The organism is Mesorhizobium sp. M1217, from assembly GCF_040318275.1.
GTDB lineage: Bacteria > Pseudomonadota > Alphaproteobacteria > Rhizobiales > Rhizobiaceae > Mesorhizobium.
On record NZ_JAMYMA010000009.1, the window covers coordinates 67,549 to 93,960 of the forward strand.

26 protein-coding genes are annotated in these 26,412 nt (G+C 61.1%); 13 read left to right on the plus strand and 13 right to left on the minus strand.

Annotation, left to right across the window (positions count from 1 at the left end):
- Nucleotides 1-52: 52 nt before the first annotated feature.
- Nucleotides 53-1,141 (plus strand): glycosyltransferase family 4 protein, encoded by a 1,089-nt coding sequence (locus NKH37_RS16850; protein ID WP_352715988.1) that lies wholly within the window; start codon nt 53-55, stop codon nt 1,139-1,141.
- Nucleotides 1,138-1,914: a polysaccharide deacetylase family protein gene (locus tag NKH37_RS16855; RefSeq protein WP_352590461.1), complete on the plus strand. Its 777-nt coding sequence runs from the start codon at nt 1,138-1,140 to the stop codon at nt 1,912-1,914. Before NKH37_RS16850 ends, NKH37_RS16855 begins: the two co-directional genes overlap by 4 nt.
- Before the next feature lie 90 nt (nt 1,915-2,004).
- Here the strand turns inward: NKH37_RS16855 and NKH37_RS16860 are convergent, their stop codons facing one another.
- From NKH37_RS16860 to NKH37_RS16875, 4 genes are all read right to left on the minus strand, one after another.
- Complete coding sequence (locus NKH37_RS16860) at nt 2,005-2,859, minus strand: MBL fold metallo-hydrolase (RefSeq protein WP_352715985.1); 855 nt, start codon at nt 2,857-2,859, stop codon at nt 2,005-2,007.
- Nucleotides 2,860-2,980: 121 nt separating this feature from the next.
- Nucleotides 2,981-3,430, minus strand: a complete 450-nt coding sequence (locus NKH37_RS16865; RefSeq protein ID WP_254023581.1) for a cyclic nucleotide-binding domain-containing protein — start codon at nt 3,428-3,430, stop codon at nt 2,981-2,983.
- 157 nt (nt 3,431-3,587) lie between these two features.
- Nucleotides 3,588-6,302, minus strand: a complete 2,715-nt coding sequence (locus NKH37_RS16870; protein ID WP_353005064.1) for an ABC transporter transmembrane domain-containing protein — start codon at nt 6,300-6,302, stop codon at nt 3,588-3,590.
- A 17-nt stretch (nt 6,303-6,319) separates the two neighbouring features.
- On the minus strand, nt 6,320-6,784 hold the full coding sequence (locus tag NKH37_RS16875) for a hypothetical protein (RefSeq protein ID WP_353005062.1): 465 nt from the start codon (nt 6,782-6,784) through the stop codon (nt 6,320-6,322).
- Between NKH37_RS16875 and NKH37_RS16880 the strand changes: the two genes are divergently transcribed.
- The gene (locus tag NKH37_RS16880; RefSeq protein ID WP_031193291.1) at nt 6,770-7,441 is read left to right on the plus strand and encodes a class I SAM-dependent methyltransferase; all 672 of its coding nucleotides are present in this window, start codon (nt 6,770-6,772) and stop codon (nt 7,439-7,441) included. The two genes, NKH37_RS16875 and NKH37_RS16880, sit on opposite strands and share 15 nt — an antisense overlap.
- Before the next feature lie 129 nt (nt 7,442-7,570).
- Here NKH37_RS16880 and NKH37_RS16885 read toward each other — a convergent pair whose 3' ends face one another.
- The 8 genes from NKH37_RS16885 to NKH37_RS16920 all read right to left on the minus strand — a co-directional run bounded on the left by NKH37_RS16885 (nt 7,571) and on the right by NKH37_RS16920 (nt 13,972).
- Nucleotides 7,571-8,767: a glycosyltransferase family protein gene (locus NKH37_RS16885; RefSeq protein WP_353041235.1), complete on the minus strand. Its 1,197-nt coding sequence runs from the start codon at nt 8,765-8,767 to the stop codon at nt 7,571-7,573.
- On the minus strand, nt 8,764-10,008 hold the full coding sequence (locus NKH37_RS16890) for a glycosyltransferase (protein WP_353005060.1): 1,245 nt from the start codon (nt 10,006-10,008) through the stop codon (nt 8,764-8,766). The genes NKH37_RS16885 and NKH37_RS16890 overlap by 4 nt, the downstream gene beginning before the upstream one ends.
- Nucleotide 10,009: 1 nt before the next feature.
- The gene (locus NKH37_RS16895) at nt 10,010-11,224 is read right to left on the minus strand and encodes a glycosyltransferase family protein (RefSeq protein ID WP_023716538.1); all 1,215 of its coding nucleotides are present in this window, start codon (nt 11,222-11,224) and stop codon (nt 10,010-10,012) included.
- Between the two features lie 103 nt (nt 11,225-11,327).
- On the minus strand, nt 11,328-11,741 hold the full coding sequence (locus tag NKH37_RS16900) for a hypothetical protein (RefSeq protein ID WP_353005057.1): 414 nt from the start codon (nt 11,739-11,741) through the stop codon (nt 11,328-11,330).
- Between the two features lie 344 nt (nt 11,742-12,085).
- Nucleotides 12,086-12,604: an SRPBCC family protein gene (locus NKH37_RS16905; protein WP_352590452.1), complete on the minus strand. Its 519-nt coding sequence runs from the start codon at nt 12,602-12,604 to the stop codon at nt 12,086-12,088.
- Nucleotides 12,585-12,947 (minus strand): ArsR/SmtB family transcription factor, encoded by a 363-nt coding sequence (locus NKH37_RS16910; RefSeq protein WP_023716541.1) that lies wholly within the window; start codon nt 12,945-12,947, stop codon nt 12,585-12,587. The genes NKH37_RS16905 and NKH37_RS16910 overlap by 20 nt, the downstream gene beginning before the upstream one ends.
- 104 nt (nt 12,948-13,051) lie before the next feature.
- Complete coding sequence (locus NKH37_RS16915; RefSeq protein WP_023716542.1) at nt 13,052-13,405, minus strand: hypothetical protein; 354 nt, start codon at nt 13,403-13,405, stop codon at nt 13,052-13,054.
- A gap of 279 nt (nt 13,406-13,684) precedes the next feature.
- Nucleotides 13,685-13,972: a winged helix-turn-helix transcriptional regulator gene (locus NKH37_RS16920; protein WP_245278483.1), complete on the minus strand. Its 288-nt coding sequence runs from the start codon at nt 13,970-13,972 to the stop codon at nt 13,685-13,687.
- A gap of 194 nt (nt 13,973-14,166) precedes the next feature.
- Here NKH37_RS16920 and NKH37_RS16925 point away from each other — a divergent pair, with 194 nt between their 5' ends.
- Nucleotides 14,167-15,021, plus strand: a complete 855-nt coding sequence (locus tag NKH37_RS16925) for an SDR family oxidoreductase (RefSeq protein ID WP_352493880.1) — start codon at nt 14,167-14,169, stop codon at nt 15,019-15,021.
- Nucleotides 15,022-15,030: 9 nt separating this feature from the next.
- Here the strand turns inward: NKH37_RS16925 and NKH37_RS16930 are convergent, their stop codons facing one another.
- Nucleotides 15,031-17,136 (minus strand): N,N-dimethylformamidase beta subunit family domain-containing protein, encoded by a 2,106-nt coding sequence (locus NKH37_RS16930; protein WP_353041236.1) that lies wholly within the window; start codon nt 17,134-17,136, stop codon nt 15,031-15,033.
- Nucleotides 17,137-17,333: 197 nt separating this feature from the next.
- On the opposite strand from NKH37_RS16930, the gene NKH37_RS16935 reads away from it, so the two are divergent.
- From NKH37_RS16935 to NKH37_RS16975, 9 genes are all read left to right on the plus strand, one after another.
- Nucleotides 17,334-18,107 (plus strand): SDR family NAD(P)-dependent oxidoreductase, encoded by a 774-nt coding sequence (locus tag NKH37_RS16935; protein WP_023716546.1) that lies wholly within the window; start codon nt 17,334-17,336, stop codon nt 18,105-18,107.
- A gap of 80 nt (nt 18,108-18,187) precedes the next feature.
- Nucleotides 18,188-19,510, plus strand: a complete 1,323-nt coding sequence (gene hisD, locus NKH37_RS16940; protein WP_352482878.1) for a histidinol dehydrogenase — start codon at nt 18,188-18,190, stop codon at nt 19,508-19,510.
- Between the two features lie 15 nt (nt 19,511-19,525).
- Nucleotides 19,526-20,548, plus strand: a complete 1,023-nt coding sequence (locus NKH37_RS16945; RefSeq protein WP_353005055.1) for a zinc-dependent alcohol dehydrogenase — start codon at nt 19,526-19,528, stop codon at nt 20,546-20,548.
- Nucleotides 20,549-20,579: 31 nt separating this feature from the next.
- Nucleotides 20,580-21,311 (plus strand): histidine utilization transcriptional repressor HutC, encoded by a 732-nt coding sequence (hutC, locus tag NKH37_RS16950; protein WP_352547392.1) that lies wholly within the window; start codon nt 20,580-20,582, stop codon nt 21,309-21,311.
- A gap of 215 nt (nt 21,312-21,526) precedes the next feature.
- Nucleotides 21,527-22,528, plus strand: a complete 1,002-nt coding sequence (locus NKH37_RS16955) for an ABC transporter substrate-binding protein (protein ID WP_353005053.1) — start codon at nt 21,527-21,529, stop codon at nt 22,526-22,528.
- 97 nt (nt 22,529-22,625) lie between these two features.
- Entirely contained in the window at nt 22,626-23,423 is a 798-nt protein-coding gene (locus tag NKH37_RS16960; protein ID WP_245278504.1) for an ABC transporter permease, read from the plus strand.
- Between the two features lie 10 nt (nt 23,424-23,433).
- The gene (locus NKH37_RS16965; RefSeq protein WP_352493882.1) at nt 23,434-24,216 is read left to right on the plus strand and encodes an ABC transporter ATP-binding protein; all 783 of its coding nucleotides are present in this window, start codon (nt 23,434-23,436) and stop codon (nt 24,214-24,216) included.
- Nucleotides 24,217-24,615: 399 nt separating this feature from the next.
- Nucleotides 24,616-24,984, plus strand: coding sequence for a YciI family protein (locus NKH37_RS16970; protein WP_352482873.1), 369 nt, complete (start codon nt 24,616-24,618; stop codon nt 24,982-24,984).
- 118 nt (nt 24,985-25,102) lie between these two features.
- Entirely contained in the window at nt 25,103-26,359 is a 1,257-nt protein-coding gene (locus tag NKH37_RS16975; RefSeq protein WP_353005051.1) for an RNA polymerase sigma factor, read from the plus strand.
- The last annotated feature ends 53 nt before the right edge of the window (nt 26,360-26,412 follow it).

A 26,412-nucleotide genomic window follows, 5' to 3' on the forward strand; every position in this document is an offset into this window, starting at 1 on the left:
GATCATGCTTCGAAATTGACTTGCGCAGGCTTTCCGATGATAGGGTCCGGCGATGCGAATTGCCTTCTACGCGCCGCTGAAGTCGCCCAATCATCCCGTTGCCTCCGGCGACCGCCAGATGGCACGGATGCTGGTCAAGGCGCTGGAGCATGGAGGGCATAGCGTCGAACTAGCATCCGAATTACGCTTCTATCTACGCGAACCGGATTCGAAAAGTTTCGACGCGCTCAAGATCGAGGCCCGGGAGGAAGCCGCGCGGCTGGCAAGGCTTTGGGATCGTGACGGCAAGCCCGGTCTGTGGTTCACCTATCATCCCTATTACAAGGCGCCCGACCTGATCGGGCCCGAGCTGGCGTTGGCCTTTGGTGTCCCCTATGTGACAGCGGAAGCCTCCTATTCGAGGCGGCGCAACACCGGTTTGTGGGCCGATACGCAAGCGTTGGTGGCGCGAGCCGTCGAACAGGCAGCGCTGAACATCTGCTTCACGCAAAGGGATCGTCAGGGACTGGCAGATGCGATTCCCGACGCCGCTTTCGGCATGCTTTCGCCCTTCATCGACACATCGGTATTCCGGGAAACGCCGGCACGGAGTTGTCCGACGCGCCTCGTCACCGTCGCCATGATGCGCCCGGGCGACAAAGTCGAAAGCTATCGCATGCTGGCGCAAGCGCTCGGTCCGATCGGCCACCTGCCCTGGACCATGTCGGTCGTCGGGGATGGGCCTGCCCGTGACGAGGTCAAAGCGCAATTCGCCGGCTTGCCCGCCGACCGTATCGAATGGCTTGGCGCGATTGAGCCAGCCGCCGTGCCGGATGTCCTCTACAGTGGGGGAATTTACGTCTGGCCGGGTTGCGGCGAGGCCTATGGCGTTGCCTATCTTGAAGCACAGGCCGCCGGCCTTCCGGTGGTGGCTCAGGACATCGCCGGCGTGCCGGAGGTCGTGCGGGATGGCCAGACCGGGTTTCTCACCCCGCCGGGCGATGTGGCGGCGTTCGCTTCTGCCATTGAAAGGCTTCTGGCCCGTAACGACGAAAGAACCATCATGGCCGCGGAAGCCAGACGTTTCATCCTCGAAGAACGTTCCCTCGGTGCTGCAGTGGCGCGGCTGGCCGAACTCCTTGCGAAGATCCCGGTTTCATGACATCCGATCAGATCTGGCAGCCCTTGGTGGAAGAACTGGCGTGCCGGCAACGGGCAGATCGCAAGGCAGAGTTTTGGCTGCGCGACGATGACGCCGTGGATCCGACGCCTGCGCTTGATCGGCTGCTCGACCTCACCGGTGAATTCGCGGTTCCGGTGACTCTGGCCGTCATTCCGGCCCTGACTGATGAGAAGCTTGTCGTCCGGCTTGACGAGGCGCCGCATGCCACGGTCGCCATCCATGGCTGGGCGCACCGAAATCATGCGCCCGAGGACCAGAAAAAGCAGGAGCTCGGCGCGCATCGGCCACGCGAGGCGGTGCTCAATGATCTGGCTCGCGGGCTGTCGCACGTAACCGGCCTGCACGGCGCACGTACCGTTCCGATGCTGGTGCCACCTTGGAACAGGATCGACGCCGGCCTGGTATCCGACCTTGGATCGATAGGATTTGCGGCATTGTCGGTCTATGGGCCGCCGAGGCGTGCTTCACTGGCGGTCATCAACAGCAATGTCGACATCATGGATTGGCATGGCACGCGCGGCTGCCGCGATCACGGCCTATTGGTTCAGGCTATCATCGCGCAATTGCAGCATGCATTCGATGGCGGCGAACCGGTCGGTCTGCTCACCCACCATCTCGTACACGATGAATCGGCCTGGCTTTTCCTCGAACGGCTGTTCGCCGTCACCGCACGGACTGAAGCCTGCGCATGGCTTCCGATCAGGACATTGATCGGGCGCAGCGCCGGTAGAGCAATTCCAGGAAAAGTGTGAACGATTTTCCGTCTGGAATTGCGTCAAAACAAAGAGATAGAGCGCTTCGCCGCTTCTGTGAAACGGTGAAGCGCTCTAGAGGAAAATAGCTCAGCGCTTTTTGCGCAATGAGACTGGAAGTTTGAGCGTCTGGCCATCCCGCGCGGCAAAAGCGCCGGTAAACCTGTCCTTGGCCAGTTTCTCGATCTTGTCCAGTTCCTTGTCGGTGCGTGTCGGATCGTGGTGAAACAGCGCAAGCCCCCGCGCACCGGCCGCCTCACAGAGCTTGACGCCCTGTTGCCATGTCGAGTGCCCGTAACCGCGGCGGCGTTCCATTTCCTCCTCGGTGTAGGTGCAATCGTAAATGACGAGGTCGGCATCTTCGATCAGGCCGAGCACCGTCTGATCGAGTTTGTCCGGCTCGTGCTCAGTGTCTGTGATCACCGCCACGACGCGGCCGCCCCATTCGACCCGGTAGCCTATGCAGCCGCCCGGATGGATAAGACTGCCGGTTCGGACCACCACCCCTTCGCGCGGGCGAAGCACGTCTCCGGATACAAAATCGCGATAGTCGAGGCTTGCCTTGCTGATCTCCAGTTTCACCGGAAACCACGGCGGCCGCATGAACTCATCGACCATCTGCCGGGTCGTCATGTGTCCTGCAAGATGCCCGGACCAAAGCGTAACCTTGGCGCCCCGGTCATAGATCGGCGCAAAGGACGGCAGCCCGATGATGTGATCGTAATGGCAATGGGTGAAAAGCAGGTCGAAATCGGTCACGCCCAACGCCTGAAGCGCCGCGCCGGCAGGCCGTAGGCCAGAGCCTGCGTCGAACAGAAGCGTATGCTTACCGCATCGCATCTCGACGCAGATTGAGTTGCCGCCATAGCGAGAGAATTCTGGCCCTGATACCGAAATGCTGCCGCGGACACCCCAAAACCTGACCAGGAAAACGTTGTCGTCCATGCTACCCCTTCGCCATCATATCCAAACAACTGCTGCTAGGCGAGACAGGCTTTCTCCGGGTGATCTTCTCAGCGAGAGGACAGTGCCGTCACGACGGCGAGGATCGAGCGCACGTCCTTCGTTATTTCGCGCTTCGTGCGTCGATCAGATCCGCGGTCGTATGGCTTAGGCGATCGGCAAGAACCCGCAATATCTCGATGGTCATTTCCGGGAACTCCCTCATAAGCCTCAGGAAATGATCCTTGCGGATTCTCAGGACTTCCAGCGGACTTGCCGCTCTGACGGTGGCAGTGCGGGAGCTGTTGCACAATATGGCGATCTCGCCAACGATCGAATTTGGCTCCAGTTCGGCAACTTTTATTGGTCCGCTGTCGGAATCGACAAGAATATCCGCCCTGCCTGAAAGGATGACATAGGCGGCGTCTCCCTCGTCGCCCTGCCGGAAAAGGATCTGGCCGGCGCTGTAGCTCACACGATCGGATGTGAACGCAAGCAGCTTGAGCTTTGTCGGCTCGATGGCAGAGAACAAGGGAACGCGTTGCAGCATTCCAACTTCATCCTTGAGCAGCATTGTCGCAAACCTTCCAAAATTCGCGTTTGCCAGACTAGAGCAACGGACGCCCAGATGGAATCAATTCTCTTTTCGAGACGGCGAGACAAACCACGCGAAAGGTGGCGAGCCCGATGTCGTGCACCGGCAGAATGATCCCATCTGAATGTCCGTTGCTCTATGACAACAGTTCCTTAAAGATACCGTTCCCTGCCAAAAGTGTCTCGTGTGTTCCGTCTTCCGCCAATTGACCCGAGTCGAAGACGATAACGCGATCGAACATCATCGCCATTGCCGGATTCGTCACGACCCACACAATTGCCGGCGAATGGCCGTCGCGCCTGGCTTCCTCGAGCACGTTTCGCAGCACCTTATCCTGCATGCGCTGGTCGAGCGCCGAAAGTGGCCGGTTGAGAATGAGAAAATCGGGACGCTTGAGCAGGGCCCGGGCAACATCGAGCTTCTGTCGCTGTCCACCGGTCAGCCGCCTGCCGCCGGAGCCGACGTTGAAGTCCAGGCCGACATCCAGAAGTTCGGCATAAAGCCCCAGTTCGTCAAGAATGTCATAGACGATGGAGCGTATGCGGTCCGGTGCGTCGGGATGGTTGTTGCCCACACGCCCGAACAGGACGTTATCCATGACGGTGGCCGCGGCAATGTATTTGGCAGGGTCATACCGTTCGACCGCATTTTGCAGTTCAGGCGGCAGGTTTTCATAGAACCGGCTGCGTGCAGCGACGATCTTGCTCATCAGCTCGTCGCTCAGCAGGCCGAAGCGATGCCGGGGCTCGATGTAGGCAAAGCTCAAGGTGACGATCATGGCGCGATCGTTCTCTGAAACCGCCTCGTGAGGACGGTTCTTGAGCCGTTGTAGCAAGGTTTCGTAGGCGGGTATCTCCTCGGCGCTCATGAAGGCGAGCTGCTGGAAGAACTGGTGATCGGGCGGCAGGTCGGCAAACAGCTCGATCGCCTGTTTGGCGATCTCCAAGCCCATTTCGTAGAGCGTGCGGTCGAGGCCGGCTTGCCTCAGCACAGAAGCAAAATAGGGATTGGCCGCCAAGGCCCTGTCGGCCAGTTCGGGGCCGGCGGCAGCGCCGAAGAGCAGGTTTTGGCCGATCGTTGCTTCCTTGTTGTAGGCGCCCGGTTCGAAAGGAACCACCAGTCCGCTCAGCCCCTCTTGTTCCAGCCGGGTTCGCAGCGCCGCACGCAGTTCAACGATCCGCCTGGCAAGCTCCGTGTGACGCGTGAGGTCGGCCGAAGAGCGCAAGCCGAGATCCAGAATGTCGCGCGACAGAACAACCGCGTCGAGCACCCGGCGCACGGCTTCAAAGAGGTCGTGCGGGCCGGTAGCCCCGGCGGAAGCATAGTTGATCCAGTCGCTGTGGATATCGAGATCCGGATTGCCCGACCGGCGCGCCTCGTGGATATTCCAGCGGTGCTGGTCTGCCGCGGCACCGTCATAAGGCACCGATGTCAGCGGCGCATGCTTCAACCCGTAGAGCAGGTTGTCGCGGAGGCTTGCCTGGAACAGGAAAACATCCGACGAGGCATAGGACATGCGCCGGCCGGTCACTGCCTCGGGCAGTTCAAGCAGGTCGTCGGTGCCCGAAGCGACCCTTCCGCTGTCCGGCCAGTTCAGCCGCGCGAAGGCTTCTGCAAGCGCCTCCGCTCCACCTGTTGCGGTACTGACCAGCGCCACCGTCTCACCCGGCTTGACCTGGAGGGAGATACGGTTGAGGAGCATTGCACCGCCATCGTCTGCTATAGACAGATTGATCGCCGATAGGGGATTGGTCATCGGATCAGGATCGTCGATCGTCAATGCCCCGATTTTCGGCGCGATGAGACCCTCGACGGTGAACTGTTCAACGACCTGTTGATATTTGACCTGGACATCCTGCCGATCCTGATCCCAGTCGATCAGTTCCTTCATCGGTCCGGGCAGGTCCTTGTAGGCGCCGATCACGGCCACGAGCTGGCCGACGTCCAGCCTCCCCTGGATGACCAGATACCCGCCGATCATATAGAACAGAAAGGGCGTGAGCTGCGCGAGAAAATTGTTGAGGAACTTCACCATGAATTTCCATTGGTAAAGATCGAAGCGGATCTTGAAGATGAGCCCGAGCCGGGCAGCTATGTCGGCGCGCTCGTAGTTTGATGTATCGTGGACGTGAACCGCGCCGATGCCGTCGACGATTTCGCCAACCCGGCCCGAAAGCGCGCGCGCCGTCAACTGCCGTTGGCGCCCGAGCACGATCAGCCGCCGCCGCATTCGCGGGATGAGCACGATCTGGATCACCACGATCACGACCGCTATCATTCCGAGCCAGACGTTCTGGATCATGATGAACAGCATGGCCGTCAGCGCCTGGCCGCCGAGCAGTACCGGCTGCAGGAAGGCGTCGCCGATGAAGCCGCCCAGTGGCTCCACCTCGTCCTTCACCATGGTCGCCACTTCGGCGGATTTCACCCGCTTGAAGTAAACCGGCGGAAAACGCAGCACACGGTCGACCAGATCGAAGCGGATACGCCGCAGCATGCGTTCGCCGAGGCGGCCCTTGTAGGTGTTGATGTAGAATTTGAACAGGCCGTTGATGACGACTAGCAAGAGGAACACAAGGCTCAGAGCAAACAGCGTCTCCTTGCGGTCGAGCTGAAAACCGGAGAAGAACTGGACCTCTCCAATGAACGGCAGGTTATAGTGTAGCCTCATGAATGGCTGGGTCGCGCCCGGTTGCTCGAAGCCCCTACCTTGGATCGGGCCGTTGACGATCAGCTTCGGCAGGTCGAAGGACATGAAATACGGAATCATCGAAAGCACGACGATCATCAATATCCAGAGCTGCTGCTTCTTGGTGTGCGTCCAGATATAGCGGGCTAGGCTGGGTTCCATATGCGACTGCGGACCCTTCAGTTGAAAGGATGCAGGATGTAAACGCACCTGCTGGCGAATGGCGTATCGGCAATTTCTTCGTCGCCAACGACAAAGTCGAAGCTGCAGTGCACGGATATTGTCCTGTGCTCAACGATGCAAGGAACCTGCGAGGCGGCGCGATCCAGTTCCGGCGCATGGTCGATGACAACGACATGGGCATTGTTGATCAGCGAAGAAGGCAGCTGGCCAGACGGTTCGCGGCTTCCGCAGGGCTTTGGCGAATAGCCGAGCAGCACGAGGCCGCAGCTGCGCGGCTGGTGGTGGCGGATGGACGCCGATGATCCGGACAGATGCAACAGGCTCTCTCCGGCACCGGGCAATAGCCAAGCGGCTTGCAGCATAATCACGTCCGCGGAATCAAACAGTCTTGCGGGAGGCAAGATTGCGTTGTGTCGCCCGAAATCCCAACATACAAGACAAATATGATGGATGTCACGCAACCACGCAATGCCGGTATGGACTGGCACGAGCAAGCCTTGGACCTCACGCGGGGAATTGCTGCTTATGTCAACTGCCCTCTCGTGGCAGGGCTGGCGCGCGTCGTCACCAAGCATCCGAAGGCCGATATCGCCAACGCCTTCAACCACAAGCAGGTCGCCTGCAAGATGTGGGCGCTCGACAGGCTGTTCGAAAGCTGCGGCGGCCGGTTCGGGCGCATATGGGTTCTGGGTGGATGGTACGGCGTATTGCCGGCAATGCTTTTTAACGACGCCCGCTTCGACATCGCGGCGGTCGATAGCATCGACATCGATCCCGAAGTCGCGCCGGTCGCCCGGACCCTCAACCGGGAAGCCGGCGACCGGTTCCGGGCGCTAACGGCAGATATGTACGCACTCGACTATGCGGCCGTCCGGCCCGACCTGATAGTCAATACGAGCTGCGAACACATAGCCGATCTGCGCGCCTGGCTTGCTCTGCTTCCGCGGGGCACGAATGTACTGCTGCAATCGAACGATTATTTCAGCGAGCCGACGCACATCAACTGCGTGGCTTCACTTGCAACCTTCGAAGCAATGGCGGCGCTACGGGAGGTGCGGTTCTCCGGCGAACTGCCGACAAAAAATTATACGCGCTTCATGCTGATTGGAACTGTTTAATGTATTTCGCCCAAAAGTGCGTAGCGGTTTTCGGACAACGACATGCATAAAACAGGACTTGAAGCGCGTCGCACGAAACTCACCAGACGCGACGTGCGTTAGTCCTACTGAGTCAGTAACGCAGTAGGACTAGGATCTATCGTCTGTTTGATCATGAGCTTTTCCGAAACCGGGCTCCACTTTTAGGGACCATGTTCGATACCGCTCGTGCAGGATCTGCGCGGAGCGACGCGCGCCTTCCAGATCGAGACGATGCGCGGATGGCGTCGGTCTCACAAGCGCCTGTTCGATCGCTTGCGCCAAACCTTCAGGCGTTAGGTCCTTTTCCATCAGCACCGTTGCAAGACCGAGTTCTTCGAGCATCAGGGCGCGAACCGTCTGTTCGGTTTCCCCGCCGGCTGCAAATGGAACGAGCAGGGAGCGACAACCCGCGCGCAGGACATCGCAGACCGTGTTGTAACCCGCCTGCGAGACTGACAGGCGGGCGCCTGTCAGCAGGCTGGCGAAATCCTCGCGGAACCGGAAGATGGACAGGCCCGGCGTGGCATCGCGTGCGATCGCGTCAAATTCGTCTTTCGGCAGGTTTGGGCCGGTGATCAAACACCATTTCCGAGCGTTGTTGGCATTCCGCGCCGCTGCGATGGTGGAGCTGACAAGGCTCTTTCCGGCAGCCCCGCCGCCAACCGACACCAGAACGTCGAAGCGCTCGGAGGCCGGGGGCGAGGGCGGCGCGGCAACGAGCCCTGTGTAGGTGACCTCGGCCCTGATCGTCCCAGCCAGCGGAAATGTCTTGTCGATGGTTGCGAAAGCCGGATCGCCGTGGACCATAACAAGGTCGAAATGCCTGTTGATGAGATCGACCGTTTCCTCGTTTCGGCCCGGCTTGACGCGCTCCTGAAGGATATCACGGACGGACGTCGCCAGCAGCGGTCTGGGCGACGTCGCGTCGATGGCCTCGATCAGCGGCAAGAGTTCGAAACGCATCTGTCGGCGTCCAAATGGAAACGCCTCGAGAATGACGATATCAGGCCTGCAATCCCGGAATGCCTGCAGCAGCATCTCTGAACGCCATTTCTTGAAATCATCGTCGATCGGGTTGCCCTCCAGGTCGACAAGTCCGGAAAATCCTTCATCACCGGAGGTGACAGGTGGCAGGATTACAGATTTTACACCGAGTCCCGGAAACCCGGCGATCGGCGCTCCGCCGGTCACGACGGTCACGTCAAACCCGTCATCGACCAGAGCCGCCGCAATGCGGCTGGCGCGCGCAAGATGGCCGATGCCGAGCAGGTGCTGGACATAGAAGAAAGCGCGCAGCCGCTTCATTCGGCGGCCCGCCACTCCCGCTCGAACAGTTCCTTGAGCTGTCCAATGCTTGCCATATGATCGAAATTGCCGCGCACGCGCCGCTCTGCGGCGTCGCCGAGGCGGGCGCGCAGTACGGGATCACGGATCAGGCGCTCCAGCGCCTGTGCCAGGGCAATTGGGTTTTCCGTCGGAACCAGCAGCCCGGTTTCATCCGGCGATAAAAGCTCCGGCACGCCGGAAATATCGGTCGACACGCAGGCAAGCCGCTGGCTGGCCGCCTCCACCAGAACATTCGGCAGACCGTCACGATCGCCATTTGCGGTGATCCTGCAGGCCAGGGCGAAGATGTCGGCGCGGCGGTAGTGCTCAAGCACTTCCTCCTGCGCAAGCGCGCCTTTCCAAGAGACGCGACCATCCAGTCCGAGCTTTTGCGCCAGCGCCTTGAACCGCTCCAGTTCCTCGCCGCCGCCGATATGCTCGAAACGCCACGCCAAATCACCGGGCAACAGGGCAAGGGCCTGCAGCAACGTATCGTAACCTTTCTTTTCAACGGCGCGCCCGACACTCAGAACGACAACCGGTTCGTCCGGCGCCGAGCCGTCATGCTGCTTTCGCGCCTCGCCGAAACTGCCGAAGCGATCAAGGTCGAGCCCATGATAGCTCAGATGTATAGACGAGTTGCCGTTAGCGAGTTTTTTCAGACGGTCGAAGCCGGTTTTCGTGCAGGTGACCGTCCAGCGCGCCGAGGAAAGCTTGCCGGCCAGATCCCAGTCCGCCGAAGTCCAGATGTCCTTGGCGTGGGCCGAGCAGGTCCAGGGCAGGCCACGAAGCTGGCTGGCATAGCGCGTCACCGATGCCGGTGTGTGCGCGAAATGTGCATGCAGCCAGCCCGCGTCTTCCGGCCATTCGGCCGCCAGCACGAGCGCTTGCCCGAAGCGGCGCGCGCGATTGCGCGTAAAGTCGTGGGGGAGATCGGCAGCCAGCGATCCGAGCGTGCGCCAGAAGCACGGCCGCAGCAGATAGGCAAACAGCGAGCGAAGCACGCGCAGCGGCTCTTCATGCAGATATTCCGGCAGATAATGGACCGGCGCTTTGATCTCGTCATGCACGGGGTGGCGTTTTTCGTCGGTCGGCCGCCTGAGCGCGACGAGTATCAGGTCGAACCCTGCACGCTCCAGACCGAGCAATTCCTGCGCGATGAAGGTTTCGGACAGCCGCGGATAGCCCTTCAGAACCACGACGATCTTGGGATGTTGCAACTCAGGTCATTCCTTCAATGACCGAAAGGTGATGGCCGGCCCGCCGGTCGAGCAGTTCCGCGACGATTTCGGAAATATGAGGCAGCCCTTCCAGCGTCAGATGCGGATTGCTCTGTGATGGGTGGGGCCGGTCCGGCAGCGCCACCAGTGCATCGGCAAACCGCTGGGAATCCTTGGCTTCCTCCGGCAAAAGCATCTCGATGAGGCCAAGTTCGGCTGCGCGCCGAGCGCGGATCAGTTGTTCCTGGCGGGGCTCGACGCGCGGCACGATCAGCGCCGGCTTGTCGAAAGACAGTATCTCGCAATAGGTGTTGTAACCGCCCATCGCCACTACCGCCTTGGCGCCGGCAATCAGGTCTTCCATGCGGTTGTCGAACTCGATGATCTTGATGTAGGGGATCTTGGACCCCTTCTTGAGCAGCTTGTTGCGCTTGCGCGCCGGCATGTAAGGCCCAAGCACGATCAGGGCCCTATGCTGCAATTGCGGATCCTGCTGATAGGCATCGATGACGTCGTGGATCAGTTCGGCGCCGTCACCGCCGCCACCGGTAGTAACGAGGATATAGTCGCCCTCGGGCCGGTGGCCGGGCAACTCGTTCCGCTGCAGGCTCCGTTGCAGGAAACCGACGAACCTCATCTTTGCCCTGACAGCCGGCGGCACATCCAAGCCGGTCAACGGATCGTAGAAATCCGGCGGGCCATAGGCCCAGACCTTGTCGTAGAACAGGCCTATCTTGCGCATCACATCCCTGCGTGCCCACTCTGCTTCGAGCAGATGCGGCGCATCCATTACCTCGCGCAGGCCAAGCACGAGAGTGGTGCCCCGCGTCTTGAGGTAGGACAGCGTGTCCTCGATCTCACCGCGCAGGCCGAGCGGTTCCTTGTCGACGATGAAGATATCCGGCCGGAAGGTCTCAGCTGTATGGCGGATGATCGACTGGCGCATCCTTAGCGTCTCATGCAGATCGATGTCCTTTTCCAGCGAGGTGTATTCGCCGTTGCGCAGCTTGATGACGCTGGGGATCTTCACGAAGTCGACACGGGCGCGGTAGTCGAAGGCGCCAGCGATAGTCGCACCCGAAATGATAAGCACCTGAAGTCCGCGGAAATCCTCGACCAGCGAATGCGCGATAGTCCGGCAGCGCTGCAAATGGCCGAGCCCGAACGTGTCGTGGCTGTACATGAGAATTCGAGCGTTTTCTGCGTGCTGGGTCATTGTTGAACGTCTCTTAGAATTCTCGCTTTGAGGACCGTGAGCGACCCGCCGGCTTCGAAACCATCCTGGTTTTGAAACATGAGGCCGCGATTTTCAATTTGTATTACTTCTGTGGAATGCCTGTCAGATAACTTTCTGATTGCCTGAGTCCGAAACTAGATGGATTGGCGAATATCGCCTCGGCGGGAGCGGGTCGAGACTCCCTGTTGTTGTTTTGGGGATCGAAGGGGAAAGCGGTGTCCAAAAGATCGGCAGAAGTCATCGCTCTTGATTCCAATAAGGCCTCTCCGAACTTGGTTGGTTTCCGAGCGGTGAAAGCGAATTCCGCTATCCTGCGCATATAGTCAATTGCTTGATCGGTATACGAAAGGACAGGGTCACCGGGCGTCGCACGGCGCATGTTGTTGTAGAACTCATTTCGCGCGCCATTGCTCTCGGTCTTGGGGGACCAAAAGTGCTGCCCATCAATCTCTTGACGGGCGGTCTGATTATGATTCACCGACCAGAACTGAGCCATCTATCGCCCAAGCTAGCCGGAATTTCGGCAGGAATCGAGTGGACGCCAGCGCTCACAACACACCGCCTGCGGCAGAGTGTGTGCAACACCGGTTACTTGTCGATCGCTATGGCCTCTGGCTAATGCCTTAGCTGGGGCGGTGACGGTCCTTTTTGAGACGACCTGAGCGCGTCGCCGAACGTCGCGAGGTGCGAAAATCACTCGATTGGTCCCGATAGTTGGCGAAACCTCAATGAGTTTGATGATTGGCCTCGTAGGTTCACAGAGGGCGGCGACGATCTCGTCGGGGTTCTCTTCCGCCTAGTTGAAGATCCAGGCTGCCGACCGGGAGATCGACGACTTCATCACCGTCGCACGCTCGCGCCTAGCGTGACGAGAAGCTCGTCCAGTTGCTCGAACGTCTCGCCCATCGCATCCGCCGCCCCGGTGCCGGCAGCGTCGAGAGCTTCCTTTGAGGGATAGAGCTCGTGCATGACCAGCAGCGTCTTGCCACCTATTTCCTCGAAGGTCACCGTGGTGATGGGTCCACCGTCACCACCTTCGTCATTGGTCCAGACGAGGCGCGAGTGCGGTGTCACTTCGATATACCTACCGAAGAACTCGTCAGGGTTTGAGGCATCGTGGCCGAATACCAAACGGTACCTGCCCCCGACACGAACATCCATCTCGCAGGAACGCAGGAACATGCCCATCGACTTCGGTGCCCACCACCGCATGAACAGCTCGGGCTTGGTCCAAGCCTCGAACACGGTGCGTGCCGGCGCGTCAAAGGTTCGCGTAACGACCAGCTCCCGGTCGGACTTCCGTTCCACCATCGTGCGGTTCTGCATGGGGGTGGGCTCACTAGCTCTTGTTTCGTCCATCGACTTTCTCCTTCCGTTTCAATTCCTCGACAACCTTGTCCAACTCGTTGAAGCGTGCGTCCCAGAGCTGGCGGTGCCTCTCGATCCATGCCGCCTCTTCCTCCAGTGCGCGTAGGCCAAGCTTGCAGGTCCGCACGCGCCCAACCTTCTCCGTGGTGACGAGCCCCGCCTTCTCCAAGACGCCGACGTGCTTCTTCATGCCCGTGAGGGTCATGTGGAACTTTTCGGCAAGGTCCGTGATCGAGGCGTCTGCTCGTCCGAGTTGCTCCAAAACGCCGCGCCGGGTGGCGTCCGAGAGCGCGGCGAATGAGGCATCGAGGTGGGGCATTAAATACTGAACCATATGGTTCAGTATTTAACAGACGGGCTGGCGGCGTGCAAGGGGAGACCGAGTGGGCTGCGTTGCCGGCCGCCCCTTCTGGTAAATCGCAAGCGATTAGCGGATGTTCAAGTCGGAGCAGGGTCGGTGAGGAAGGGCATGATGTCCACGCCGTCTCCTGGGAAGACGGTGAAATGCGGGTGGTTCTCGAACAGGCGGGCGGCGGCATCGATGGTATCGGCCTCGACGACAATATAGCCGCAGAAAGGGTTCACGGCGTCGGCGATGCCGTCCCTGGTAACGCGCCTCGTCTTACCGACCATGCCGCCGCGATCGGGGAAAAATGCGGCATTTCTCTCCTCCCAGTCCGCCCACAGCTGTAAGCCGACGGCATCAATCGTATCCTGCTCGGGCTTAGGCAGGCTGCGAAAGCGGGCGAGGTCTTCGGGCTTCATGGTGTAGACGGCAAGAAAGCGGGGCATGCGGCGGTTTTTCTTCGTGCTGGCAGAAGCATGCTAGCTTAGACTCCTGGAGGGCCCAAGTCACTGCGCATTACCACCCTTTGGCGCTCCGTATCTTTCAGTCCGAAATGATGACCCGAGGCTAAGGTTGGCCATCTATTTTGAACGCTGACCTGGGCGGGCGGAACTGCTCCACCACCAGATCAACACGCACATCAAGCGTCATCCTCGCTGTTAAGCGCAGGCCGAAAGTAGTGTCGACGCCACAAACTCGCGATTCTCTGATGTGCTCGCGATTCTCTAAAGAACAGAATCACCGAGCAGCAGGCGCGACCCGACCTCCACGATAGACCTGATAGCCGGCAGCAGCTCCTGCCCCAACGAGGTCAGCTCATATTCCACCGTCGGCGGCGAGGTCGCCATCACGTTGCGACCGAGGACGCCGCGCTCCTCGAGATCCCGCAGTCTGCTGGTCAGTACCTTCGCCGAAACGGCTGGGATATCGCGGCGGAGTTCCGAGAACCGACGCGGGCCTTCGCTCAGGGACCAGAGCACCTCGGGTGTCCAGCAGCCGCCAAGCAGCGCCATGCATCTCGACATGGGGCAGCCGGGGGGAGCCTTCACCTTCTTTCGCGCCTTGAGAACCATCGCACACCCTTCTCGAGGAGTTTCCAGTTGGTTACCGGAAAATGGCGGTAACCGCAAGATACGTGGTTTCCAATGGTAACGATGGCCGCTATTCGAAGGCTCTCCAATCACACAACCACGAAATGGACTGAACGATGTATGCAATAACTGGAGCAACAGGACAGCTTGGCCGTCTCGTGATCGAGGCACTGCTGAAGACCATTCCCGCCGACCGGATCGTCGCGGCGGTTCGCAATCCGGCAAAGGCCAGCGATCTGGCGGAGCTCGGTGTGATCGTAAGGGAGGCGGACTACGACCGTCCCGACACGCTCGCCCCGGCCTTCGCCGGCGTCCAGAAACTGCTACTGATTTCGTCGACCGAGGTCAGCGGCCGCCTGCCGCAGCATCGGGCGGTGATCGAGGCAACCCAACGCGCCGGAGTTTCGCTGATCGCTTACACCAGCATGCTGCATGCCGACACGTCTTCCGCAACGCTCGCAATCGAGCACCGGCAGACGGAGGAGGTCATCGCGGACTTGGGCGTTCCCGCCGTCATCCTGCGCAATGGCTGGTACACCGAGAACCATCTGCTGGCGCTTCCGGCGGCTCTGGAGCACGGCGCCTTCGTCGGCGCCGCGAAAGACGGGCGTTTCTCGTCCGCAGCGCGGCGGGACTATGCCGAGGCCGCAGCCGTGGTGCTGACGACCGACGACCATGCGGGAAAGACGTACGAGCTCGCCGCAGACCAAGCCTTTACGCTCGCCGAGCTTGCGGCGGAGGTCTCGCGGCAGTCGGGCAAGGCTATCGCCTACAACGATTTTTCCCAAGCCGCCTATCAGGATGTGTTGGCGGGGGCCGGGCTGCCGGCCGACCTCGCTGCGCTTCTGGCCGATACCGACGCCGCAGCCTCACGCGGAGCGTTGTTCGATGACGGAGGCGCCCTCGGGCGGCTGATCGGTCGTCCGACCACTTCGATGCAAAGCCTCGTCGCGGCCGCATTGCGCGGTTGAAGGCTGGGCTCAGCGACTTGAGGATGCGGTCTTTCTCGTAATGAGACCAATCAGCTTATCGATTTCTCGGCCGGGTTCTCCTTTCGTCGCGCCGAGGCGGTTAAGCAGATTAAACGTGATCCTGCCGACATCGTTCATGGCGCCTGCGGCTGGCAGCGCGCCGCACCAGGCAACCGAGCTTGCCGAAAAGATCAAGCCGCCTGCTGCGAGCTTTCGCAGGGTCATTTCGGCGCAGCGGCGGGCGATGCGTTGCGTATCCCCGCCCTCGCACCAGCGCGTCGGATCCTGGAAGAAGCTGTCGGGAAATCCCGTCGCACGCGCGATCACGACGGTGTCCGCGGATGTGCCGAGGGCTGGATCCGTCGCATCCACTTCGTAGCCCGCGGCACCGCCCAGCACGATGCCGTCCGAACCGAAGGTCGCATTTTCAACGCCTTCGAACAGCCATGCGCATCCTGCTTCATGGCTTTCGTCAGTGCGCGTGAAGGGGCGTGCGCCTTCGAATCCCATCAGTGAGATCGCGCCACCGATCAGCGAGAATTCGCCGCGGCCACGGGAGCGGAGATAGCCGCCTGGTTCGTTGGTGATCGACAGCGCTTGTTCGGCGACCGGGCCGTCCCACGTGCGGCCGGCCTCCAGCGGCGAGCGCCGCAGCTCCATCAGATCGTCCTTGAAAGCCACAGTGGCGGCGAAGCCGTTTCCGCCGAGATAGGCGATGCTGCCGCCTTCGGCCACAAACTGCCGCAGCGCCTGCTCCATCTCGATCGACATATATTCGGGATGACTGCCGGTGACGACCGCTTGGTGTCCACGCAGACCGTCTATACCGCATTCGTGCAAATCATGATCGGTCATGACGTCAAACACGATTCCATTGTCGTGGCAGAATCGGAGGAAGTGCAGATCGACCGGCAAATTGTGTGGGCAGCCGCAGAGGGGATAATCGTAATCGTCCCTGAGCGTCACTTTCGGCTTTTTGTAGGAGCAGATAGAAACGCCGCTAAGGTCGGAGTGGTAGTCGTAAAGAGACTTCAGATTGTTGGCGACCGCGAAGCGATGTCCCCGGTCGTCGCTTTTCCATTCATAAAGATGATCTGGGAGATATTCGTCCGCATAAGCGAGATAGGTGGCCGTCGGCACGAGATACAACAGCGGCGACGAAACCTGTGATGAGGTGACGAAGAACACCACGCGTTCGTAGCTATCCTCCCATTCGATCTGGAACGCGTAGACGCCTGGGCGTGCGTTTTCAGGGATTGTCACGCAGTGCGATGCCGGCCACTCAAGCGGGCCGATGTCGTCGTCGTGGCAATGGATAGCGTCGTAGTGCGACGGCACGAAGCGAGGTTCGAAGCTCGATCCGTCCCAGCGTGCCGAAGTCATGCAGAAGGCTGGCTGATTGATCACATCGAGGAGCAGCGGATCTGCTCTGCCCGACGACAGGATCGGCTGCGTTGGTAACAGCGTCGGGAAGTCCCAGGCAATGGTCCCCTGCGGTGTCTCGAGCCGGATCGCGGCAAATTTCGCGTTGAGGGTAGGTTCGTGGTGAGTAGCACTTGCGCCGAAATGGATGCCGTGCGCTTGAAGGTTCCGCGCAGGGCTGCCAAAACCTTCACGAAGTTCGTAAGGCGCGAGGAGATCATGCGATTTGATCCGCAGACGCGGCTGCTCCTGCCGCAGATCCAACTCGACAGTGAGCCACACACCAGTTGGCGCCTTCCTCTCGACAAAGGTTTCGCCGCCGATTTCCAGGGCAAATGCGCCGTCGCGGAGGCGCAGCTTGAGGGCGCCTGCTTCCAGGATCGTACGCGCACCTCCGTTGCGCGTGAGGAACAGCTCAAAACGAATGCCGTGGACGGCTTGTACTTTGGCCAGTTCGCCGGCTCGCACGAACAGGAACGACCCTTGGTCGAAATGCCGATGCCGTGGTTCACCCACCGCTTCGATGGGCCAGGCCAGAAATTCCGGAGCCGGCTTGTCGAGTCGGCAAATTCGTGTGGCCTTTATCGGCCGATCGCATGACAGGCTGAGGTTGATCTGCTGGCCTGCTTTGGCACTCCAGGGGGTGGTATAACCAACCACGCTCATCGCGTCGTGGTCTACTGCGCGCTTCATCTATCCTCCCGATGAACTCCAGATGGGCTGCGGCGAACCGCGCAGACCCGTCCGATGCCGGCCAATACGCTGCCGCTCTGACAAGCAAAGTTCCGCATGGCGCACTACCGCCATGATGTACATGCTTGTATAGATAAGCTGCATTCGGATAGTCTCGACGCGATCGGTCCAAGCGCGACATTACCAAGGAGGATGACATGCGCAACGCATCTCTCTTCGACCTGTCAGGCAGGAAGGCGCTTGTAACCGGCGCAAGCCGTGGCATCGGGCGCAGCATCGCCGAGGCGCTCAGCGCAGCCGGCGCCGACGTCGCGATCACGGCGCGCAGCGTGGCCTCGCTCGAGGAGACGGTGGCCGCCATCCGCACTGCCGGCGGGGCCGCGCATGCCATCGCCCTGGACGTCACCGATGTCGACCAATGCCGGGCGGCGACAGCCGAGGCCGGCAGCCTGCTCGGAGGTCTCGATATTCTCGTCAACAATGCGGGTGTGGAAGAGGTCCGGCCCTCGCTCGATGTCGACGAGGCCTTGTGGGACAGGATTGTCGATACGAATCTCAAAGGCGCCTTCTTCTGCGCCCAAGCCGCCGCGCGGCAGATGAGAGACGCCGGACGGCCCGGCGTCATTATCAATCTCTGCTCGTTGACCTCCGAGGTCGGGATTCCCACGGCGGTGCCTTACGGCTCGTCGAAATCAGGCCTCCTCGGCATGACGCGGGCGCTTGCGGCGGAGTGGGCCGATCTCGGGATCCGGGTCAACGCCATCGCGCCTGGCTATTTCAGGACAGCGATGACAGACGTGTTCTACAGCAACGAGGCATGGCAGCAATCGATGCTCGCCAAGATTCCGCAGCGCCGTTTTGGTGATCTCTCGGACCTGCACGGAATCGCGGTGTTCCTCGCTTCGGATGCGGCAGCCTACATAACGGGCCAGTCCATTCCCGTGGATGGAGGCTTTCTCGCATCGATTTGAAGGCTTCAGGGACTGGAGACGTGTCCCAGAAGTGATCGACAAGCGCTAACCGTGATTGCGTACTAAGAAAAGGAGCCGCCATGTCTGACGTCAGCTTCCACCGCCTGTCATCCCTCAGTGTCGATCAGCGCGCCAATTTACTTAAACGCGCCGAAGGAGATCTGTCTTCCTTCATCGAAAAGGTCCGTCCAATCATCCAGGCCGTCAAGAATGAAGGTGACGCGGCCTTGCTCCGGTTTGCGCGCGAGCTCGACAAAGCCGATGTTGCCGACGGTGGACTGAAAGCTTCGGAAGCGGAGTTCGATGCGGCATTCGACAAGGTCGACAAGGATGTCGTGGAGAGTATCCGGTTTGGCATCGAGAACATAAGGCATTTCCACGAGGAGCAGCGCCCGGAGACGATGTGGCTCAAGGAAGTTCGGCCTGGCGCCTATGCGGGTGACCGATACACACCGATCGCTTCGGTTGCGCTTTATGTTCCGCGCGGCAAAGGCGCCTTCCCCTCGGTGACGATGATGACCTCGGTTCCGGCGGTGATTGCCGGGGTTCCGCAGATCGCGATCGTGACGCCTGCGACTTCGGATGGTTCCGTCGATGCCGCGACGCTGGTTGCCGCCCGCCTCGCCGGCGTGGAGACCGTGTACAAGTGCGGCGGCGCCCATGCGGTTGCCGCTGTCGCCTATGGAACCGAGACTGTGAAGCCCGCCGTCAAGATCGTCGGACCGGGGAGCCCGTGGGTAGTGGCGGCAAAGAGCGTGTTGTCCCCGATCGTCAACACGGGTCTCCCCGCCGGTCCGTCCGAAGCGATCATCTTTGCCGATGACAGCATCGACGGCGGCCTGGCCGCTCTTGACCTGTTGATCGAGGCCGAGCACGGGCCGGATTCGTCCGCCTATCTGGTGACGCACAGCCGCAAGGTCGCCGAAGCCGCGTTGATTGCGATACCGGAACACTGGTCCCGGATGACCGAACAGCGCGTGGAGTTCTCGCGCGCCGTGCTCACCGGAAAACGCGGCGGTATTGTGCTGACCGAATCGCTGGAGGACAGCTACCGCTTCATCAACGACTATGCGCCGGAGCATCTCGAGATTCTGTCAACGGAGCCATTTGCGCATCTCGGACGTATCACAGAAGCCGCCGAGATCCTCATGGGGCCGCATACCCCGGTGACCCTCGCCAACTTCGTCCTCGGGCCCAATGCGGTGCTGCCGACCAGCCGGTGGGCGCGAACCTTCGGACCGCTTTCTGTGACGGATTTCGTCAAGAGATCATCAGTCGGCTATGTGACCTCGGCCGCCTATCCGGAACTCGCACTGCATGCCCGCAGGCTCGCCCGTTACGAAGGGTTCAGCTCGCACGAGAACGCGGTTTCGGAGATCCGCGATCGCTATCTCGCCGGCTGAGCGGAAACGATGATGATGAGGGCGGCACGACTCCATGGACCCGGCGACTTGCGCGTCGAGAATATCGCCGCGCCAGGCGCTCCCGAGGTGGGCTGGGTGAAGGTGAGGGTCGATGCCGCAGGCATCTGCGGTTCCGATCTCCACAACTTCCGCACGGGCCAGTGGATAAGCCGGTCGCCTTCGACGGCAGGCCATGAACCGACAGGCACGGTGATCGCCATCGGCGAGGGCGTGGACACCGTCGCTGTTGGCGACCGAGTGGTCGCCGATTCCCGCTTCTGGTGCGGAGAGTGCGCGCAATGCCATGCAGGCAGGCGGCATCTTTGCACGTCGCTGGGCTTTGTTGGCGAAATATGCGACGGCGGATTTGCCGAACAAGCGGTTCTGCCCGCACGCCTGCTGCACGTCGTCGATACCGCGCTTGACGAACGGGTCGCGGCGATGGCCGAGCCGCTGGCTGTAGCGTTGCATGCAGTGCGGCGTCTGCCGAAAACGGTCGGCTCCGTTCTTGTCGTCGGCTGCGGCACCATTGGCGGTCTTGCCGCGCTGCTGCTCTCTCGAACCTTCGCAGGTACCGTGCTCGTCGCCGATCGCAACCCTGGCCGATGCGCCCGGGTGGCGCGGGTGACAGACGCCAGCATCGTCGACTTGAACCGGGACGCCATTGCCGCGGCGACCGCGGATGCCCCCTTGCTCGCTGCCGTCGAAGCGACCGGCAGTATCGCAGCACTCTGCCAGCTGCTCGGCGTTCTCGATGCCGGCGGCACCGTTGCGATGGTCGGCATATTCCATGGGCGCCTCGATATCGATCCCAACATCCTGGTTGAACGCGAAATCACATTGCTGGGATGCCACGCCTTTGCAGATGAGCTTCCCGACGCCATCCGGATGCTCGGCGAATTGACCGAGCCCATGGTCGAACTGATCGACCGCGAGATCGGTCTGGATGATGTTCCCGCAGCCTATGAGCGGCTGTTGGCGGGGCAGGGCGATGGCTTGAAAACAATCATCCGGATGCGGTCTGCCGGGCGCGTGTGATTTCCGAACGTTGCCGGAAAGGATTTTTGAAATGATCACTTTGCCCGACACCGCCAGCCCTCTTTACGAGAAGGTCAAGGACTACATCCTGACGAACATCGGAACGGGGCGATGGAGCAAGGATCGGAAGCTGCCGTCCGAAAATGAATTCGTGGCGACACTCGGCGTGTCTCGGATGACGGTCCATCGTGCCTTGCGGGAGTTGACCTCTGCGGGTTTTCTGATCCGGCTCCAGGGCGTCGGCACATTCATCGCGCCACCTCGACCGCAATCCGCACTGATCGAAATCAACAACATCGCAGCGGAAATTGTCGCGCGGGGAAACAGGCATCGCTCCGCGGTTATCGTCCTCGAAGAGATCATGCCGACAAAGGAACTCGCGCTTTCGTTCGAGTTCGCAAAGCGCGCGTCGATCTATCATTCCATTGTCGTCAACTTCGAGAACGACCTGCCTGTGCAACTGGAAGAGCGCTTCGTCAACCCGGGCCTGATACCCGACTATGACAAGCAGGATTTTTCCAGGACAGCAACCTACGACTATCTCATGCAGAAAACCCCGGTGACGGAGGTCGAGCATATCATTTCGGCGACCCCTGCCGATGCCGAAACGGCGCGGCATCTGGGCATCGATGCCGGCAGCTGCTGCCTGCTTCTGCATCGCCGGACATGGACGGGCGCCGTCGTTGCCACGATCAGCAAGCTGACTTACGTTGGAAGCCGCTACTCGCTTGGCAGTCGGTATTCTCCGTCCAAAAAAACCTGATCGCAGTGAAGCGATTCAGAGAGGTCTGACTTGTATATGCATGTATGTATTTAGCCTTGACATCCGCTGTTGCTGACGTTGAAGTGTCGTCGCACTTCGGTTGAACTGACGCTAAGATGCCGAGGCACGGTGCCGCAAGAGCAGAAGCCCGCATTCTCACCAGGCCGGATGTTTGGTTCAAAAAAAGCGGCCTGATCATCAAGGGGAACAAGACGATGCATAACCTAGCAGGACAATTTCGGGCACTCGTTATGGTTGCTGCCGTCGGGTTCGCCCCGGCGGCCTACGCGACCGATACAACCATTCCGGCGACGCCTGAGGCAGGAACATTCAAGATCGGCATCGAGCCATGGCTTGGCTACGGCCAGTGGCACGTCGCCGAAGCCAAGGGTCTGTTCAAGGCAAACGGGCTGTCCGACGTACAGATCGTGAACTTCGCCGAGGACAAGGACATCAACGCCGCCTTGGCCAGCGGCCAGCTCGATGCCGCCAATATCGCGACCCACACGGCCATGGGCATGGTTGCGGCCGGCCTGCCGGTGAAGATCGTGCTTCTGCTCGACGTCAGCATGACGGCGGACGCCATGATCGCCGGCAAGGACATCGCGTCCGTCGCTGACCTCAAGGGAAAGCAGGTCGCTTTCGAGGAAGGCACGACGAGCGACATCCTGCTCAAATACGCGCTGGCCAAGAACGGCATGTCCATCGCCGATGTCCAGCCGGTTCCGATGCCGGCGGCGGATGCCGGCAGTGCGTTGATCGCTGGCCAGGTGCCGGTCGCGGTTACCTATGAGCCCTATCTCACCGCGGCCAGGGCGCAGAACAAGGATGTCAAGCTGCTCTTCACCGCGGGCGAAGATCCCGGCCTGATCAGCGACGTGTTCGTGGTGCGCGATGAGGTGATCGAGTCGCGTCCCGGCCAGGTGCTTGCCATGATCAAGACCTGGGATGCGGCCCTGAAGGCCTACAACGCCGACACGCCCGACGGCCGGGCGATCATCTCCAAGGCGGTCGGTTCGAGCGTCGAAGACCTCAACACCGCCTTTGATGGCGTGCGTTACTATACTCTCGCCGAAAACAAGGATGCGCTGACGGGCGAATTTTCCACCAAGACATTCGCCGATGTCGAGGCGGCCGCCAAGAACGCCGGGCTGCTTCAGGCGGACGTGACGCCGGAGCAGATGATCGACCCGTCATTCGTCAAGGCCGCGAAATGACGAGGGCCGGCTCGCGGTGGTGACGCAAATGTCCGAGCAGCGTGCGACCAAGCCAAGCCCGTCTCACGCAGCACCGGGGCCGGTGACCAAACAGCCGATGCGCCGTCGCCGATCCTCCGGGATCGGCGCGCCTATCGCACGCTCGCGCTTCCTGATGATAGCGGTGGCCGTCTTTGCCGGCCTCGGCCTCGCCTGGTGGGCGGCAACGGGGCTGGGGCTGGTAAAGCCGATTTTCCTGCCCTCGCCGGGAAGCGTGGTGACCCAACTCGGCAAGCTCGCGGGTGACGGCACGCTGTGGCTGGATCTCAGGACCTCGATATACCGTATTTCCATTGGCTTCCTCATCGCCTCGGCCCTGGCGATTCCGATTGGCGTGCTGATCGGCAGCTTCCGGACCTGGGAAGCGGCGATCGAGCCGCTTGTGGATTTCATCCGCTACATGCCGGTGGTCGCGTTCGTGCCCCTCTCCATCCTGTGGTCCGGGACGGGCGATGCGCAGAAGTTCCTGATCATCTTCATCGGCACCTTCTTCCAGCAGGTGCTGATGATCATGGACAATGTGAAGCGGGTTCCCGCTGATTTCATTGGCCTTGGCAGGACGCTCGGCCTGCCGGATCGCAAGATCCTGACGCGCATCGTGGTTCCCAGCGCCTTGCCAGGCATCTGGGATACGCTGCGCATCAGTCTCGGCTGGGCATGGACCTGGCTGGTGTTGGCGGAACTTGTCGCGGCGACATCAGGCCTCGGCTACCGCATCACCGTGTCCCAGCGCTATTTCCAGACAAACACCATCATCGGCTACATCCTGCTGCTGGGCGTGCTTGGTCTCATCACCGACCAGGTCATGAAGGCACTGGGAAAAGTGTTGTTCCGGCAGGAGGGCCACGTGCAATGAGGCCGGGCCGATGAGTTTGCCCAAATTGGGGATCAAAGGTCTCCACAAGAGCTTCGGCACGGGCGCGCGGCGCACGGAAGTGTTGCGCGATATCAATCTCGATCTTGCCGACAACGAGTTCGTCTCGCTGGTAGGCACGTCGGGTTGCGGCAAGAGCACGCTGCTGTCGATCGTTGCCGGACTGCAGGATTTCGACGCAGGAGATCTTGCCATCGATGGCTCGCCGATCCTGCAGCCGGGTCTCGACCGCGGCGTCGTCTTCCAGTCCTACACCCTGCTTCCCTGGCTGACGGCGCAGCAGAATATCGAGTTCGCGCTCAAGGCCGCGGGTCATGATCGCGCGACCTGCCGCAGGATAGCACGCGAGCATCTCGATCTGGTCAAGCTCCCGCACAGCGCCAATCGCTATCCGTCTGAGCTTTCGGGCGGCATGAAGCAACGTGTGGCTATAGCGCGTGCTCTTTCCTATCGACCCAAAATGCTTCTGATGGACGAGCCCTTTGGCGCGCTCGATGCCTTGACCAGGCATCAGATGCAGGAACTCCTGACGCAGATCTGGGAGGAGCACAGGCTCACCGTGCTCTTCGTCACCCATGATGTGGAAGAGGCGGTCTACCTGTCGGACCGCATCGTTGTGATGGGGATCGGCCCGGGACGCATCATGCAGACCTTCAATGTCGACATCGAGCGCCCGCGCCGGGAAGAGGTCATGGAAACCCCGGCTTTCATGGATTTGCAGCGCAGCGTGCACAAGGCGATCCGCGAGGCTTCAAAACGTCCCGAAATGGTTTAGGCGGGTCACTCATGCGTGTCAGGTCCAAGAGCAGCGCAACGAACGCGGCTGGGCGCGGGGATCGTCTCGGAAGACGGAGTTTCAGCCGGATGACGCCTGATGCCGCTACGGATTGCCGATCACAAGCCGGTTCACAGGTTCATTCGCGGCCGTCTGAAGGGTAGCAGGAGCTTCGCCCGATCAAGGCGTTCATGAAACTCGTGTTCGAGCTTGTGACTCGGGCGCCCGTCAAGCGCCCAATCTCAATATCGCACCGTCGCGATTCCTGACCCGGAAGGGGCCATTGGCGTCCCGCGCCTCAGCCGTCGAAAAAAATTTGCAGGACAATGTCGATTTCCTAAACTCCGTTCGTCGTTCCGATGCCGGCCTATGAGGCCGGCTCAAACAAGGAGACAGACGATGCGTGTGATGGTGCTCGTGAAGGCTACCGAGGACAGCGAAAAGGGCTTTCTCCCCACGCCCGAGGCTAAGGAGGCGATGGAGGCGATGGGCAGATTTAACGATGAGCTGCGCAATGCCGGCATCTTGCTCGACGCCGACGGCCTCAAGCCCTCCTCGCAGGGCAAGCGCGTTGCGTTTGATGGTTCCCGCCGCACCGTCATCGACGGGCCTTTCGCCGAGACCCGCGAGCTGGTCGCCGGCTTTTGGCTTTGGGAAGTCAAGGATATGGACGAGGCGGTCGCCTGGGTGAAGCGCTGCCCCAATCCCATGCCGGGACCGAGCGAGATCGAAATCCGGCCGCTGTACGAGATGGCTGATTGGCAATGAAAATCTGATGCCGGAGGTCACGGAAATCCATGACCGAACGCGCGAGAAGCTCAGCGGCAACCGAGACTGTCGGCCGCAATCTGCTTGCCTCCGTTATGGCTTTGGCCGACAAGGCAGCATGACTGCAGGCGAGACGCACCAGGCGATCGAAGCGATTTTTCGCATTGAACGGGCCCGACTCATCGCGGGTCTGGTCCGCCTCGTGCGCAATGTCGACCTTGCAGAGGAACTGGTGCAAGACGCCCTGGTCATAGCCCTGTCCGAATGGTCCAAGGCCGGCGTGCCGGCCAATCCCGGCGCTTGGCTGATGACGGTCGCCAAACGCCGCGCCATCGACGCGATCCGTCGCGACAAGATGCGCGGGCGCAAGCATGAGGAGATCGCGCGGGAGCTTGACGGCGAGTGCAACGGCGCGGCCGAGGTGATCGAAATGGCCATCAACGACGATCTTGGCGACGAGCTGCTGGGCCTCATCTTCACAGCCTGCCACCCCGTACTTTCGGCCGACGCCCGCGCGGCGCTCACGCTGCGTGTCATCGGCGGTCTGACGACGGACGAGATCGCCCGTGCTTTCCTGTCGAGCGAGGTGACGATCGCCCAGCGCATCGTCCGCGCAAAGAAGACGATCGGAAAGGCCGGGCTCAGCTTTGAGGTGGCGCGCGGTGCCGAGCGTGCGGCGCGTCTGTCCTCGGTGCTGGAGGTCATCTATCTCATCTTCAATGAAGGCTATGCTGCCACGGCCGGCGACGACCTTGTCCGGCCGGGCCTGTGCCTGGAGGCACAACGGCTGGGCCGTATGCTGGCGGGGCTGATGCCCGAGGATGCCGAAGTGTTCGGCCTGCTGGCTCTGATGGAAATCCAGGCATCGCGCCTGCCCGCACGCATCGGGCCGGACGGCGCCCTCTTGACCCTGACCGAGCAAAACCGCGCACGCTGGGACCAACTGCTGATCCGCCGAGGCCTTGACGCGCTGGCCCGCGCCGAAGCTCTCGGGGGCGATGGCCCCTATGCGTTACAAGCCGCGCTTGCAGCCTGCCATGCGCGGGCGCGCAGTCCGGCCGATACCGATTGGCCCCGCATCGCAGCGCTCTACGACCGGCTGCGAGCAGTGATGCCCTCGCCGGTGGTCGATCTCAATCGAGCGGTCGCCCACAGCATGGCCTTCGGGCCTGAGGCGGGCCTGCGGCTGGTAGACGAGATTGCCGGCGCCGCCGCCCTGCGCAACTATGCGCCATTGCCGGCAGCGAGGGGCGACTTTCTGTTTCGGGCCGGCCGGCTGGCCGAGGCCCGCGCCGAATTCGAGGCGGCGGCCAAGCTCACCCGCAACGTGCGGGAAGCGGCCTTTCTCCTCGCCCGCGCCGACGCTTGTGGTTGAAGCATCGCCCTCGGTGCCTGAAACGCCGCTCGGCAAGGCCGAAAGCCGCCTTC